The sequence below is a fragment of the Neobacillus camarae genome, assembly GCF_054950115.1.
Genome location: NZ_JBUCKX010000002.1, coordinates 491,313 through 505,879, shown reverse-complemented (window position 1 = coordinate 505,879; position 14,567 = coordinate 491,313). Strand labels below are relative to the sequence as shown.

Annotated in this window: 12 protein-coding genes and 1 pseudogene; 3 read left to right on the top strand and 10 right to left on the bottom strand. The window is 45.9% G+C overall.

The window, feature by feature from the left end; translation table 11 throughout:
* The first annotated feature begins 335 nt into the window (after positions 1 to 335).
* A complete protein-coding gene (locus ACY8D0_RS10160; RefSeq protein WP_462410394.1) occupies positions 336 to 1,031 on the top strand; it encodes a hypothetical protein in 696 nt (231 codons plus the stop codon).
* Positions 1,032 to 1,165: 134 nt separating this feature from the next.
* On the opposite strand, the gene ACY8D0_RS10155 is transcribed toward ACY8D0_RS10160, so the two are convergent.
* Positions 1,166 to 1,411: a right-handed parallel beta-helix repeat-containing protein gene (locus ACY8D0_RS10155; protein ID WP_462410393.1), complete on the bottom strand. Its 246-nt coding sequence runs from the start codon at positions 1,409 to 1,411 to the stop codon at positions 1,166 to 1,168.
* Positions 1,412 to 1,953: 542 nt separating this feature from the next.
* Here ACY8D0_RS10155 and ACY8D0_RS10150 point away from each other — a divergent pair.
* Positions 1,954 to 2,718: a hypothetical protein gene (locus ACY8D0_RS10150; RefSeq protein WP_462410392.1), complete on the top strand. Its 765-nt coding sequence runs from the start codon at positions 1,954 to 1,956 to the stop codon at positions 2,716 to 2,718.
* 267 nt (positions 2,719 to 2,985) lie between these two features.
* Here ACY8D0_RS10150 and ACY8D0_RS10145 read toward each other — a convergent pair whose 3' ends face one another.
* The 9 genes and pseudogenes from ACY8D0_RS10145 to ACY8D0_RS10105 all read right to left on the bottom strand — a co-directional run bounded on the left by ACY8D0_RS10145 (position 2,986) and on the right by ACY8D0_RS10105 (position 14,165).
* Entirely contained in the window at positions 2,986 to 3,591 is a 606-nt protein-coding gene (locus ACY8D0_RS10145) for a glycosyltransferase (RefSeq protein WP_462410391.1), read from the bottom strand.
* Positions 3,592 to 3,635: 44 nt separating this feature from the next.
* Positions 3,636 to 4,070 carry a glycosyltransferase family protein gene (locus ACY8D0_RS10140; protein ID WP_462410390.1) on the bottom strand — a complete coding sequence of 145 codons (435 nt, stop codon included), beginning with the start codon at positions 4,068 to 4,070 and terminating at the stop codon, positions 3,636 to 3,638.
* Between the two features lie 235 nt (positions 4,071 to 4,305).
* Positions 4,306 to 4,698: pseudogene (locus tag ACY8D0_RS10135) on the bottom strand (response regulator); the annotation flags it as partial.
* Positions 4,699 to 4,972: 274 nt separating this feature from the next.
* Entirely contained in the window at positions 4,973 to 6,697 is a 1,725-nt protein-coding gene (locus ACY8D0_RS10130) for a response regulator (protein ID WP_462410389.1), read from the bottom strand.
* A gap of 3 nt (positions 6,698 to 6,700) precedes the next feature.
* The gene (locus tag ACY8D0_RS10125; RefSeq protein ID WP_462410388.1) at positions 6,701 to 8,749 is read right to left on the bottom strand and encodes a hypothetical protein; all 2,049 of its coding nucleotides are present in this window, start codon (positions 8,747 to 8,749) and stop codon (positions 6,701 to 6,703) included.
* Positions 8,750 to 9,109: 360 nt separating this feature from the next.
* On the bottom strand, positions 9,110 to 10,783 hold the full coding sequence (locus tag ACY8D0_RS10120) for an AAA domain-containing protein (protein WP_462410387.1): 1,674 nt from the start codon (positions 10,781 to 10,783) through the stop codon (positions 9,110 to 9,112).
* Positions 10,770 to 11,186, bottom strand: coding sequence for a hypothetical protein (locus ACY8D0_RS10115; protein WP_462410386.1), 417 nt, complete (start codon positions 11,184 to 11,186; stop codon positions 10,770 to 10,772). Before ACY8D0_RS10115 ends, ACY8D0_RS10120 begins: the two co-directional genes overlap by 14 nt.
* Positions 11,161 to 12,339, bottom strand: a complete 1,179-nt coding sequence (locus ACY8D0_RS10110; protein WP_462410385.1) for a hypothetical protein — start codon at positions 12,337 to 12,339, stop codon at positions 11,161 to 11,163. Before ACY8D0_RS10110 ends, ACY8D0_RS10115 begins: the two co-directional genes overlap by 26 nt.
* Positions 12,339 to 14,165 carry a hypothetical protein gene (locus ACY8D0_RS10105; RefSeq protein WP_462410384.1) on the bottom strand — a complete coding sequence of 609 codons (1,827 nt, stop codon included), beginning with the start codon at positions 14,163 to 14,165 and terminating at the stop codon, positions 12,339 to 12,341. The genes ACY8D0_RS10110 and ACY8D0_RS10105 overlap by 1 nt, the downstream gene beginning before the upstream one ends.
* A gap of 98 nt (positions 14,166 to 14,263) precedes the next feature.
* Here ACY8D0_RS10105 and ACY8D0_RS10100 point away from each other — a divergent pair, with 98 nt between their 5' ends.
* Entirely contained in the window at positions 14,264 to 14,506 is a 243-nt protein-coding gene (locus tag ACY8D0_RS10100) for a hypothetical protein (protein WP_462410383.1), read from the top strand.
* The last annotated feature ends 61 nt before the right edge of the window (positions 14,507 to 14,567 follow it).

Sequence of the window (14,567 nt, the reverse complement as noted above, 5' to 3'; positions counted from 1 at the left end):
AATGCCTACTGATGCAAAGCGTGTAGTTCTCTTATTAACTCATCTCTCGACCATAGATATAATTCCTTTACTGCCGTATTACATTTTATCTTGTATAGTCTCATAAATAATTTAAGGACAATCATCTAAACAGTCTCCTCCTGAGTCAACCTTTTTACTCATAATAACTAGCAATCATTGCATATATTTTTTCTTGATCTATTTCATGTAATTTTTTTGATAAACACCATCATATATTTTTATCAATATCACACCACTAAAGAAATACTCAATCACCTATATTATACCAAATTCAAATAATGTCCCATAATTTTCAATGAAAGGAGATAAGATAAATGTGGATCTCAAAAGAAATATTATCCTGGAAAGGGGAAGTTGACTCATCTTTTCTCAATGAACATGATATTCGTTCCTATCAATTATGGAGTCATGCTGAAAATATATTAAACAATCATCATGATGAGCTGCATTTAGCCGACGCCATTTACGCGCTTATTCGCTCCGTGATTAGAAGACTTGAAGTTCTTAATGAAATCCACTCATTTCTAAAAATAAATCCCCCACTTTTTCCAAAGAAAACATTAGAACAACTAAGTTATTTAGGAATTATTCGCCCACTTCTTCTTGAAAGGCTGATAAAAATTAGGAATGAAATCGAACAAGATGATTTATCACCCCCAAGTATTAATCAGTGCAGTGAACTACTTGATGTTGTTTGGTACTTTTTAAGGTCAACGGATTCATTAGTTAAAAATCCCCCTAACTCTATTACATGTTATCCCAAATGGGGACAAGAGGAAGAATGGATTAGTATTCAAACGGGATATAAAGAACATTGGAATATTATCGTTAGTGGAAAAATACCAAGTAGTCTAGTTTCAGACATTTACAAAGTTGGATATTTTAGAGTAGAGTGTGTCGAAAGATTTAGGGTTGAACATAATAGAATTAGTTTTTTGAATGGACTTATTTCAGACACTGAAATTGGAACGATTAGAAGGATTTACAAAAAATTTTTTATTGAATCTTAGATCAAATATCATTCATTCACATCTATAAAAGAGAGACTCTTCCACAGAAACTATAAAAGTTAGGCTCTCTTTGTGCTTGCAAGTCACCATCAATGGTCCAGGAATTATTCGTTACACTTTCAGGCGGATTGTTATCATCCCTCATTAAGCGCCCATATAAGAAAGTTATTGTGCAATACTTCTCTATAACCTGGGATGTTGTTTATACCAGTCGGGCTTACGCGCTCCAGCATATTAAAATTCGCATTATATTGCGGATTACCATTATTATAGGTCGTGTTATTGGTCCAAGTAGCTGCTTGCCCAGGCTGATGGTTCGCATAAAAACCATTCGCCCCGTTATTGACAGCTAAACAATACCTAACAGTATGAACGGGCACCGGATTTGTGTTCCAGTTAAACTATAAGCATATCCGCCGACTTTAAACCCATTTTGGTCGCCCATCCCATTCTGATTACCCCATTATCAAAAGACCAGGAATGATCATACAGCACGGCCCCATGTGAAGTGATGCTTCAAATCCATCATCACTTTTATGCCATGCACGGACATTAATGCTTCCAATGCTCTTTGTCTGAAAGGCAAATAGTAATATCCATTTTCAAGCATAAATATTAATTATCTATCTAAATAGAAAGATTTACAAAAGCAGGAACATTAGAGGAATTATTTTCCTACTTATAGAAGACATAGAGATAATGATTACGATTTCAATTAAGAAAGGAATTATTGGATATCTGTCTTGGTGTCAACTGAACGGTTAGCTTACTAGTGAGACTTTTCTTATTTTGTCCTAGATAAACACCCGATGGAATTGTTTTAATAAATTCTCAAAGAATTTGTTGATGAAAAGATATTAGGTCCAGTTAAGCAATCCTTAGAATGAAACAAAAATGAGATACCCAGAACAGGAGGAAAAGTATGGAGCGTTTAGAAACAACCCGAACAGCCAAGAGAGAGGAAGTAAAAAAAAGGAGATTCAACAAGTGGGATATAATAATAGTTATTCTAGTTTTTTTAACTTACGTAACATGGAAGTTTAACGGTGGTTGGGATAAAATCACATTAAAGAACACTATTGCAGGCATAATAGCAACTATCTTTATTGTTGCAGCCTATTATTTCTGGAATAGACCAGCCAAAACTAAAAAAGGCAAGGACATAGATAGACTACTATCTGTAGGAGTAATACTTCTTCTGTTTATTATTGCTTGGAATTATAACGGTTTAAGACCTTCTGGAATTAACGGTTGGACTCAAAGTCAGTTTGAAGATGAATTTAGAACAATGTCAAATGGAAAGATCGATATAAATGATAGTGAAATATCACAAATAAAAGGTGATATAGCTCTCTATATGGCTAGATGGAATGGCTTTAAGATTTCAGCAAAAGTTCAAAATAACCATTTGGTTCTACCATTTATGGTTATTACACCTCCTGTTGGCCAAATGAATGAAATTTTAATAAGACAATATGAAGAATTAACTCAAGACTTAGTTGGAATCGCTGATCCTCAACTATCTGTAGAGGATAGACAGTTAATTATTCAAAATTCTTTGGATTTTAATAATCAAGTACAAAATGGAACAGATAACAACACCTTGAAAAATGGAATCAGTTATGAATTAAAAGGTGGTGAAAATCCAGAATCTTTTCTCTTCTTTATGGCACTTGAATCAAAATAACCCTAGTCCTAATGGTAGTAACTAGTAATAACTAAGGAAAGTGAGATGAAAAATACAATACTATTAATTCTTATAGTAACGACAGTTGGATTTCCAAAAGTTTTCTTCCCAAAAAGGATAAATGAGACTTATAAGATTGAAAAGAAAAAATCAGGGAAGCTGGGTGCAAACCACTTCCCTACTATTGGCAGAAAAAAACCAGCAAAGTGATGATAACCATCTTGTGATAGATAATTCCATTTTACAATGAAATTTGAGGCCCTTTTCTTATTCGCCAAATATGATATCAATTATCCCTTTGGTAATTCTCCCACAATCATTAACTGAACTATGTGCAGATTTCTGATTGTCTACCTGCATAAGCAAGTTCTTTTCAATAATTAAGTTCTTAATCTCCTGCCATTCCATAGTTTGCGCCCTTTGATGTTCTTTTAAGTACTGAATCGTATTCTGATCTTCCTCCATGTGATTCCGGTTCAAAACAATCAGCGGTTTGTTTGAGTTCACCGCCTCGGCAATCGTGCTCCATCCCGCTTTCGTAATCACCAAATCAGAAGCTGCAATAAAATGCTGAGATTCCGTGTAATCCTCTGGAATCTTATAGACATTGTCCTTATGGACCTCCACATTGCTCGATACCACAAAAATACAATCCGGACTATCCCATAAAGGCAACTCCTTTAGCTGATCCATAAATATCTTCATCCCTAATCCAAAATAAACAATCGTCTTCGAACCGGTCGGGTCTAGTTCAACTCTTAACCTTTCCACAATGTTCTCATCATACGTACGCGATACAAATCCAAACTGTTTTTTCGTACTCTGCCCCCAATCGGGTTTATGGCTGGCCGCAAGTGCAAAATGATAGTCCATCAGAGAATATAACTGTTTTAGACCCTCAAGCTTGTCTGCCTCAATTAATTGTTTATAGGCTGTATACCAGGTGAAATTTGATATCCAATAGACGGAATCCCCAATTCTTTTGCGACTTTGAAAGAGAATCCGACTATGTCAGAAAGAATGGCATCATCACCGGTACGTAGGCAAAACTCCATTTCATCCTTCATCAAGATATCTAGTGTTTTCATGTATTTTTCATAAGTAAGATTCATTCTTGTGAGATCAGTCCCCAAAGAATCTTGTTGCAATATATAGCCAATATCCGTGGATACCTCTCTATACTCAACCCTCGGTTCAAGAGCTAAGGATTCCTTCATAAAACCAAGGGCATAACTATGGCAAACAATGACCTTGATTTCATCAGACTGCGCCAACAGCTCTCGAATAATGGCCACACTGTGGGAAGCATGGCCGTAGCCATAATCAGAAATATAATAACTAACAGTTTTCATCTCATCACCCACATTCGCAAAACTCAGTCTTTCCAGCAGCCAAACCTTAAACTTAAAGAGACACCTTTATGGTAACCAAATCTCCTACTTTTGCACGATCCGGCAATATATCTTTAGGAAAGTTACTAATGATACCATTCATTTTGATCACAGCGATATCCCCGACAAAACGGTCAATCACTCCGGTCACACCATCCCTTTTATTTTGCGGAGGAGTTCCTGCCTCATCACCAGAAGGCAGCAGTTTCCCGATCGCCTCTCTCAAATCCTCCCGGTCAATTGGTTTTCGAAAGTGGAGTTTCGCCCCCAATTTCTTTGCATTCTGTATATCCTCAGGGTCCGAATAAGCGCTTATCGTGATTACCTGCTTGGTATAACCATTGGCGATTGCCCTGCGAAAAATTTCGATCCCATCCATGCCTGGAATCTTGAAATCCAACAAAATTAAATCAATGTCTTGCTTCTCCAGAATCTCCAGGGCCTGTTTGCCATTGGCAGCTTGAAAGGTCTTATACCCCTCTTTCGTTAACATTTCGTTAAGCATGATTCTAATACCAAATTGGTCGTCGACTATTAATATACTTTTTAATTTCTCTTCTCCTAATAAATTATCTAAGTTCGGTTCCATTGTACTAGATTTTTAACTGAATTTAAGGTTATCTTTCTCTTTAATGAAAAAATGTTAATTTACCCTTTTCCCCAGATATCCGTAAGCCCGTATTCAAACAACGCATATAAAACAGCAGCAACTCCTGGTACGATCAAGGTATCAATTTAAGGAGGTGCTTTTCATATGCCGCAACAAAAACTAACCATCGTCCCCGTCAAATTACATACCGATAACTGGATAAAGGTGACGGGGTGACAGGCACCATCCAGATTTTGGATGATACCTGTCATCCTTACGCCTTTAAGCCATTTTCGATGCTGATGGACAGCAATTTGGAGAAGATGTCATTTTCTTGTGTGCTGGTGCAGATGTTGTTGAAGTTGATGAATAAAGTGTTTTTTTCGCCATCTTCCTGTTTAAGTTTGAATTTGATATATGGGTAATGGGCCACATGGGCGAACATCCGGTAGAGGTAGTCAGGCGGGCAATCCTTGTACTTGCCGATTTCCGTAAATAAGTTTGATATATTAATATCGGTAACAGAATGGATATTGTCATGGTTTAACTTATCAAGCGACACCGCCAACTTCTCCTTCAAGTCCCTAAATTCGGGACTGCGCCGCTCAGCATCGTATTTCAGCACGTAAGTCAACAGATGCTGCTCGTAGGGCAATACTTGTTGCAGCTCCTGATGGAAATAGGACCTCATCATAATGATAAAAATAAACGCAACGTCTTCCTCATTAAAATCCGTTAACCTTGAATGGGCCGTCCAATTACGGACCGATTTTGCCACAGTAGAAATACAGTTATTAAAAAGCACTTCCCGCTCACGCACATAATCCCGATATGAGGCCTTCGCCGCTTCCCATGGGTGGGTAAGCATTTTGACGATTTGGACATACAAATCCTTTTTATCAACCGGTTCCCGCACCGGCAACAGCATCCTTAGCGTGGCAAGCATATCCCTGAAGTACTCAAGCCCATACCGGGCACGGATAACGCTGGATTTATAAGGAAAAGAAACCGTCCCATCCTCATACCACTGTTCCTGATAGTCCCGCAAATTGTTAAAAGAATAGAACTTTAACATCTGCAGATGGCTGGTGCTGTCCAGCAATTCCTTTTCCAATGCCTTGATATACCCTTCCTTGTCCCTGTCATGCCGATAGTCGTCGTGCAGCCTCTCGATATTGGCGGCATTTTCCCGCAACATATAATCCAATCGGTCCATCCAATGCTGGCAGCCCTGTATCATTCCATAGCGCAGCTGATAATACCCACTTTCGTCTTGACTTTTAATCCAGCGGGTGAGATTGGTCTCTTGATCACCACTATCAGGCTTCACCTCGTTTTGCGCCTTGCTGAATTGATTGCTTTCAGGAATGTTCACTCCGGCTTCTTTAAAAGCATCAAAGTTTTCGTTAATATGTTCGGCATTTTCCTCCTCCGTACTTTTTTCTACCATTTCCGCTTCCGCCATCAAGGAAATCACCTTATCCTCCGCCTTGGCCCATGCTGAAGCCTTTAACATATTTTCCAATTGGCGATAGTGGGTAAAATCCACCCTATCCTTCAAATTCGCCAGCAGCTTCAGGGCCTGGCCGCTTTTGGCCGTGATGGTTTCCCTTAACTCCTCGAGGGGCTGGATAGGTAAGCTTGGCAGGTTTTGATAGCGATAGTCAATATAGGCGCTTAAAAAGCCGATGCGATTGGGCGAAAACCCCTCATACAGGAGGGACAGATACAGGTAAAAACCGCCATACCCGCTTTCAATGTGCCGCAGTTTATCTTCGGTCACAATCCGGCGCAAATACGGTTTATACCTGTCATCAATGTCCCCCTCAATATCAACATCCAACAAAACCAAATCATATTGCTGCCGTTTGGCCGGATTGCTGATGGCTTCCAGTGCCCCGTTTAAGCTGCTTGTAAAATCAATAAGGTCCGGATCCAAGCGGTACATTGCACAAAAACTTTCTTTAGTTTCGTTATCATCCACACAAAGGACTCTCACGGTTTACTCCCCCTTTAATAAATACTGATCAATGAGCATTTCCACATAGAAGCGATGGTTTTCCCCGTGGCCGGTTTGAAAGACGGTGCTGTCGTCACGGAGCAGATCAGCATGCAGCATCTTGAAAATTTCCTGGGAGGCCAATAGCCCGCGCTGGCTTCCTGAGAACCCCGAAGTTCCCTGCTGCGGTCCAACGCTATTCTCAAAGCGGATCGCCAAAAAGTCATAAAACTCCTTTTGCGTGGAAAAAAGCCGAATGTACACAGAATCCTCACTGCGCTTTGAGCCGTAGGTAAACATATTGATGAACAGCTCCATGAACCGGGTAATCAGGAACGTAGTGACGCCTTTGTTTTTATCAAGGCGCACTTCCCGCCAGTTGTCATCCATGCAAATTTCAATGGCGAAGAAAGCAGGGTCCTGGTTAAACCACTTGATCACGTCCGGTTCTTGGACACCGGAATCATGGAGAAACTGCTCAAAGGCTTGCGACCTTTTCGAAAATTCAATGCCGGAATCCTCGAATTGCTTCTGAATAAAGCGGATCCGCTCATTTTCTTTTTCAAAAAACAGCCGGAACAGGGTCCGGTTCAGGGCATAATTCAGGATGTAGCGGACATCGATGCCTTTTTCCTTGTCCGTGACAATTCCTTCCCGCAAGTAATGGCGCAGGCGGTTGCGCGATTCTTTGCTATAGTCGGAATGGGTCAGCTTCAGCATTTGGCACTCATTCCCGGCCAGCACTTCATCATTATAGGCCCGCATCAGCGCAATGTATTGCTTGCGGTAGCGTTCATCCCCCATCAAGGCCTTGGCGGCATGATAGACCAGGTCCGGCTTCAAGATGTTGGTCCACGAATGCGAAAAATCGTCCACCATTTTCCGGTTTTTATGGTTCACCAGCAGCAATTCCTTGTTCAACCGCTCCAATTCCTGCTTCTGCTCTTCCAATTTCCGCTTTTGTGCCTCGAGCTTTTTGTTTTTCGCCTCGAGCACCTGCAAATAGTTCGTCCGCTCTTCCATTGCCTCCAGCAGCGTGACAAACTCAACGTCCAGGCTTGGCAAGTACTCGTCATTCTCGGGGAACTTATGAAACAGGTCGCCGGCGTTGCCCAAACATTCATTGATTAGCGGAAGATGTTGATCAATCGTCTCATTGATTTCCCTTGGACTGTATTTCCTAACGAACAGGCTTACCAGCGTATAGTAATAGGGAATACTGTACTCCGGCTGTTGTTCCATCGCTTTCTTCCATTGCCGGTTGCGGATCAGCTCGAGATAGTCGACAAAGTCCTCGTCATCCAGGTAGCAATAAACGTTCTCCCGATAGAACGAGCTATCGAGCTTACACCGCGGATGGTGGTCCTTGATTAAATGGTTGAATACGGCAAAGGCCGTGACCGCCTCATTGCAGTCGTCCTCTTGATTTTCCCACAAATAATCGGTCAGGACATCCGTCATTTCCAGCACGGATTCGTGGTCGAAGGCTTCCGAATCGGACCGCATGTTCGTCGAAAGGCTCTTGGCGATGTCCAGCATCGCTTCGTACACATCCATACCGCTAATCGGGGACGCCTCCTTCATCTCAAAATACAGGATGCTTTCCTCCCAAGCATCCAGCAATCTTTGTTTGAACCCTTTAGCGGCACTGCCCGTTGTATCTTGAAATTGCTTCAACAGGCTGGAAAAAGAAAAATCCAATTCCAGAGAAAGCGGCGCCTCGATTCTGAATTGATGGACCAAAAACAAGAAGCGCCTGGCTGCCAACTGGACCTCGCTGACCAGTTTCTCCAATTCACGCAATTCTCCGTTCAGCCCGCGTGCGGCAGCTAGTTGGTTTTTCAGATACTGCCGGACCAGGCCCGTTAACTCGGCAGCCACGTTTCGCGTGGAAGCTTCGGTTACCTTATCCTCCCGATAAATTTCGTTATAGTAGCGGGTGACCACGTCCCTGATCTTTTTTACAAACAGGTCGGTTTCGATTTCAGGCTTCATCATATGGGCGGTGTCCTCCGCGATGATTTGCTGATAAACGTCTTCTTCGTGATTCATGTTTACCACCTCGTAAATGGAATGACTAAATCGTTCGCTCAAATTTTTTTAAAAAATCTCAGCGAGTGATTCAGGCTAAAGAGGTTCCAATGCCTCCCACCTCTTTAGTTTCTGGCTTTATTCTTGGCCATGGCTTAAGCTGCCCGTTTAAACAGGGCCACACGTTATACAGGTAAACTGTTTTTCGTCTTTTTTACTTTCTGTAGAAGGCCGCCAATTTCCTGCTAACTATTCCAATATAACAATAGATTTGATTGTGCGGCCTTTACTAGACTTTGGCGGAGAGCTGGGCCCAAATGCCGACGACGGCGTATCGAAATCTGCCGACAAAGTGTAGCAGGAGTACCTCCCTCCTGCACACTAACAGGCCCTGTCCATAATGTCGCGGAGCAATCGGCTGCGCCGGGCGTACCGTTTGCTGCCGATAATCCAAAGCTTGTCTTTGGCACGGGAGACGGCAACGTTTAACCGGCGCGGGTCGGAGAAGAAGCGCAGCGTGCCGGCATTCCGGGTAAGACAGAAGATGACGATGTCGGCATCCTTTCCTTGAAAGGCATCGATCGTATCAATCTGGATACTCAACCGATCATAGCCATCCCGCTCTAGGGTTTTCCGGAGGGTCCTGACCATTGGCCGGTAGGGCGAAATAATCGCAACCGAAACCTTTTCCTTTGCGGAACCGGAATCCGCACCTTCCTCCGCCGCTTCCGTATCACGCCCTGCGGCATCCGGATTTTCCACTGCGGCTCCTGCATTTTCCTCTGCGGCTTCTGAAGTGGCATCCGCCGCTTCCCGTGTGGTACCCGCTGCTCCTGGCGTGGTACCCGCCGTACCCGACAGCGCCAGATTCTCCCGCTCCAGCAGAAGCTTCACCTGCTCTACCTCATCGAGATTGACAATTCGCCCCCCTTCTTCCTCCGGCCACCTGGAGTCTGTCGGGTAATCCACCCATTGAATGCACCCGGGACTTGGCCGGTCCAACCCGTTTTCCAACCCGCCTTCCTCCCGGTAAAAGCAATCGCTCACGAGCTTCCCAATTTCATTGGTCATGCGGAACTGCTTGCGCAGCATGCTATAGCAGGAACCCGGCATACGCTGAAACAGGCTGTCGATGTACTTGAAGTCCTGAATATCGAGGGCATCCAGCTCTCTCATCGTTTCCGTGTCTTCCTTGCAAAACAGCGGCGGCAGCTGTTTGGGGTCACCCACAAGAATCGCCTTCTTCGCCACACTCATCGGCAACAGGACCTCCGGCAAGGTCGCTTTGCACACCTCGTCGATGACGACGTAATCGAACGGCTCATCATCTGGTCCAAACGGAAAGGCCCCCATTCCATTGCAAGTGATGCCGACCACCCGCTTGCTTTGGATTAGCTGTTTTTCCAAAGCGCGCCGCTTGACCGGGTTTTCATTCGAAAAAACCTCCCGGAGCATGCCCCTGATGTCATCGCGCACCCCTTTTTCTTCCAACTGCGCAAAATAGGCTTGCAAATAAGCATCCGTCGTGGACTGCTCAATTTGGTCGGATGGGTCGATTTCGCGGTTGCGGATCCGCAGGGCATGAAACTCATCAAGCATGTCATACAACTTATCCATGACATTGTTAACGGCGATATGAGTTTCTGAGCATACCAGAATTCGAGACTGAGGTTGGTGCATTAAGATTTGCAGGCAAATCTCTGTGATCACTGTTGTTTTGCCTGTGCCGGGAGGTCCCTGGATAAGGCAAAGCAGCTCGGCGGAAAGCGCCTTTTTTACCGCCTCCTGCTGCGGCAAATTCAATTTCCGATTGTAAAATTCAAGTTCTTGCAGGGGTGCCTCGGTCATCCCTTCCGGGTAAACGAACGCCCCAACCAACAGGGGATTCACGACTGCTCCATAGGAGATATCCGTCAACGCGCTAAGCTGGCGGCTATACTTGACCTTCGTGCCGAAATCGCCCTTTTCCTCACAATCGGCAATCAGTGTCCCCAGAAACCGCGTCCAGCTGTTCACATGCTCCGTCCATGTTTCCATTGCCTCAGTTCGATCCATTCGAATCCCTCCTCAAAATCAGCGTAATGCTGCGTTTCAACTCTTTGAGCCTATCATCCTCTTTGTCCAGCTCATCCAACACCTGGCTGATCAGGAGTGGATGCTGAAGCACAAGCTGGTCCCCCTCCACCTCCTCCGGAAACAGGATGGAAACCTCCTCGCTGCAGCAGCGGAACAACTTCTCCACCAAGGGGGAATAGTCAATCACACCGGTCGATAAATCGATGGAAAGGAGCTGATCATTGACCAGCCGTTCCACTGCTTTGGCTACCACCGGCTCTGAAAAAATGTAGAGGACATCCGCCATGTCCCGAAGAGACGCACTTCCCAGGCCCACCAGGCGAAAGGCTGCCTCCTCCACGGGTGAATAGCGGTCACTAAGCTTGAAGTCGATCGCGGACATTCCTTTTCCCTCCCATCAAGTAGATATCCAGCTGCTTCAGCTGGTCATAAACCATGGTTTCACGCGCTTTCCAATGGCTTAGCTCCTGCCCGATTTCATGGAGTTTCTGTTTGAAGGGCTTGATTTCATTGAACGGTCCATTCAACTCATTGAGCTTGGCATGGATTCGCTCTTTCTTCCCCTTCAACCATTCCAGGTTATCGAAGCATTGGCTGTCATAGCACTTCTGGATATCGCGCTTTACCCCTTCAAGCCTTTCGAAGCAGGAACGCCGCTCTTCCTTCAATTCCTGATAGCGGTCATCCGGGTCCACTTGCTTGAGCTGCTCCAATACCTCCTTTTTTTCCGCGTACAGGGCATTTTTCGGAACTTCCCAGCATTTCCTGATGGCACATGCCGTCTCTTCCAGCTGCTCCATTTGGCCCGAGATGGCCTGATTCATGGCCTGGACCTGCTTGGATGCCGCGCGGGCCGCCGCGCCCGCCGCTTTTTTCCGCTTTCGGAACAGGGACTGGTTGCTCCGTTTCATGCCAATCGCCCATTGGATATACTGGAGGTCCTTCAGCAGCTCGTTTTTGGCCAACACATAAGTGATCAGCTTATTCAAGGAATGTAGCTTGGGGCCGGCGCCTTCCTCCTCCTGGACCACTCGCTTCAATTCCTGCAGCTTCCGGAGCAAGGCAGGGTCCTTGGAATCCGGGATGTCCTGGTGGTGCAGTCTGGCCAGGTCAAGATAGGGGCCGATATCCGATTGGGCGGCCAGGCTCTCCTTCAGATCCTCGAGCTGCTTGATATCTATATCAATAGACCGGATCAAGTCTTCCAGCTGCTGTTGCTGCTGCCGGTACTGCACCATGGAAAATTTGAAGAACTCCTTGTACAAAAACAACTGGCGCTTCTTCATCTCCTGTCCTACATAAAGGACCAGATTCGGATACACCATCTGAAGGAATTCCTGGTCCACCTTCAGCTGGTTTTCCAAATACCGCTTCCTTTCTTCGAACTGCCGGTCAAGCTTCCGTTTCTCCCGCTCAAGCTGTTCCTGCCGCTCCTCGATTTCCTCCTGGAGCTGTTCAATATCCCTCTCGGCCCTGGCGGCCTCCCGCTTAAGGGAGTGATTGGCCAAACACCGGACAATAGCACGGATGATCATCAACATTCCTCCTCGCGTAAATAGTGTAGGATGTCGTGGCGGTCCACATAGGAAAGGGTCTTCAGAAACCGGTCCTGACGGATCACCCGCTGGATTTTCTCCACCAACTGCCGGAGTGCCTGGTGGTCCGATTCTTCGGAAACCTCCTTGACCAGATTCAAGTAATAGTCAAGCGCCTCTTGCCGTTGCATTTCCATCCCCAGCTGTTGTTTATGCCGGTTTTGCGCCTCCTCGAGCGCCGAGTATGAGGTGGCGAGATTTCCAAAGGCAACCGAGTAGGCAGCCGTAAAACGCCGGAAGTCACCGCCAATTTCCTGTTGAAAAATACCCCGGTACTCCTGAGCCAGTTGCCTGCGTGCCGAAACAAACTGGTCCTCCAGCTCTATGCAGCGCCTTTCATGCATGACAACCATCCGCTCGTGGGCCTGTTCAAACTCTCTGTCCAGATTGCCCCTCGTCTCTGCCACTTGCTTCCGCACTTGTTTGATGACCTTTTTCCGCTGGTTATATTCGGCCAAATCGCCGATAATGTTGTACATGGGAATCAGGTCCTTGAACGAGAATTGGATTTCCGACAAGGAGGACATTTTTTCCACGAGCTTTAATTGCTTCATGCGGGGGTTTAGCGTCGTGGACTGCATCACCTCGTCGATATCCTGCTGCACCCGCCGGAACGCATCCTTTTGGGCACCGGTCACGACCGCACTAGCGCCCAAACCGGCGATCAGGCCGCCTATGGCCCCGCCAACAAGCGTTCCGAATGGCCCCACAGCGGTTCCGATGGTCGCGCCTAGGCCAATCGCCGCCGACATCCCCATTTGCGCCCCGGCAAATGTTGCCGTAGAGGTAAACATGTTTGTGACGGTATTGCACAACAGGTCATCGCCGTCGATTTTCCCATTCACAAACCGGTATAAATCCTTGGCAAAATCATAGAGCGTATTGGCGGCGGCCAATCCCGGCACGGACTTTAACCCGGTGGCCCCAAACAGTTCGGCCGCCACAAACAATACGCCTCCGCGCCCGGCCCCATCGGCCGTTCCCTTCAGGACATTGACGATGGATTCTTCAAACTGCTTGGCGGTGAGGTCCTTGCCATTCAGGCAGATATCGGCCACCTCCGAGATGGCGGCACCCAATGCGCCTGAAATGGCCCCCGCTTTCACGGCCGTCTTAAAATTCACCCAGCGGAGCTCATTCAGGCGTTGCTGTTTTGCCCCATACTCAACGTTGGACTGCTTCGCGTTCTGGACCATGTCCATCGCTTCATCCGAGGTCATCGGCTCCGATTTCACGGTCCGGCCGCGGAACTGTTCCTCGATTTGTGCGTATTCAGGTGTTTGGTCGGCGGGCCCCAGCTTGTTCGTGTCATACTGATCCAGGTGCCTCATGGTTTTCGTACGGGACTCGTACACTTTGGCCTGGTAGTCCTTGACGTTCGGCTGCTCCTGCCCCAATTGCTGCCGTAGGGAAGGCCGGCTTTCAATGAGAATGTCCGTCGTCATGTCATGGGCCGATAAAACGGACCCGTCCGCCAACACATCATTGCCGATATGGGCCTGGATATCTTTTTTAAAGAGGCCTTTGGCCGCCGCATCAATGTTGAACGTGCCTTTATGATGGCCCTCAAACACAAACCCCTTTAATTTATCGTCCGGAAGGCCGCTGATCCCGCCATCCTTTCTCCGGACCGCCTCCAGCATGATTTTTTTATAATCGGCAAAGGCCTGTTCCAGATTGATGACCCGCATTCCTCCAAGAGCCACGGCTGATATCCCGGACACATCCTGTGCTGTTTTTTCAACGTCCATCCCTTTGTTCGCCAATCAAATCCCGTCCTTTCTTTCCTCAGTAATTGTTATCCTCATTATAGACAGAAAAATCCCCCCTGAGTCCGCCACAACTAGGGGGGATAAGCGCTCTTATGTGTAAAAAAAGGCTGTTTATATTGCTTTTGTTTTTTGGTGAAGAATACGAATGTTCGTTCCAATATTTGGCAATTTGCATTACCGACCGTTCTGTTGCTTTTTCTGCGAGTTCGGTCGTTAATCGCTTGCTATTAACGACGGTTCCGGCGGTATTTCTGGGAGATCGGTCGCCAATAAAGGCTATTAACTACCGTTCCGGTGATTTCCCCCCGAGAAAAGTCGTTAATAAGGGTTATTAACGACTGTTCTAGCGGTTTTTTCATGCGTACGGCCGTTAATAAAAAAAGGCGAATTTACCCA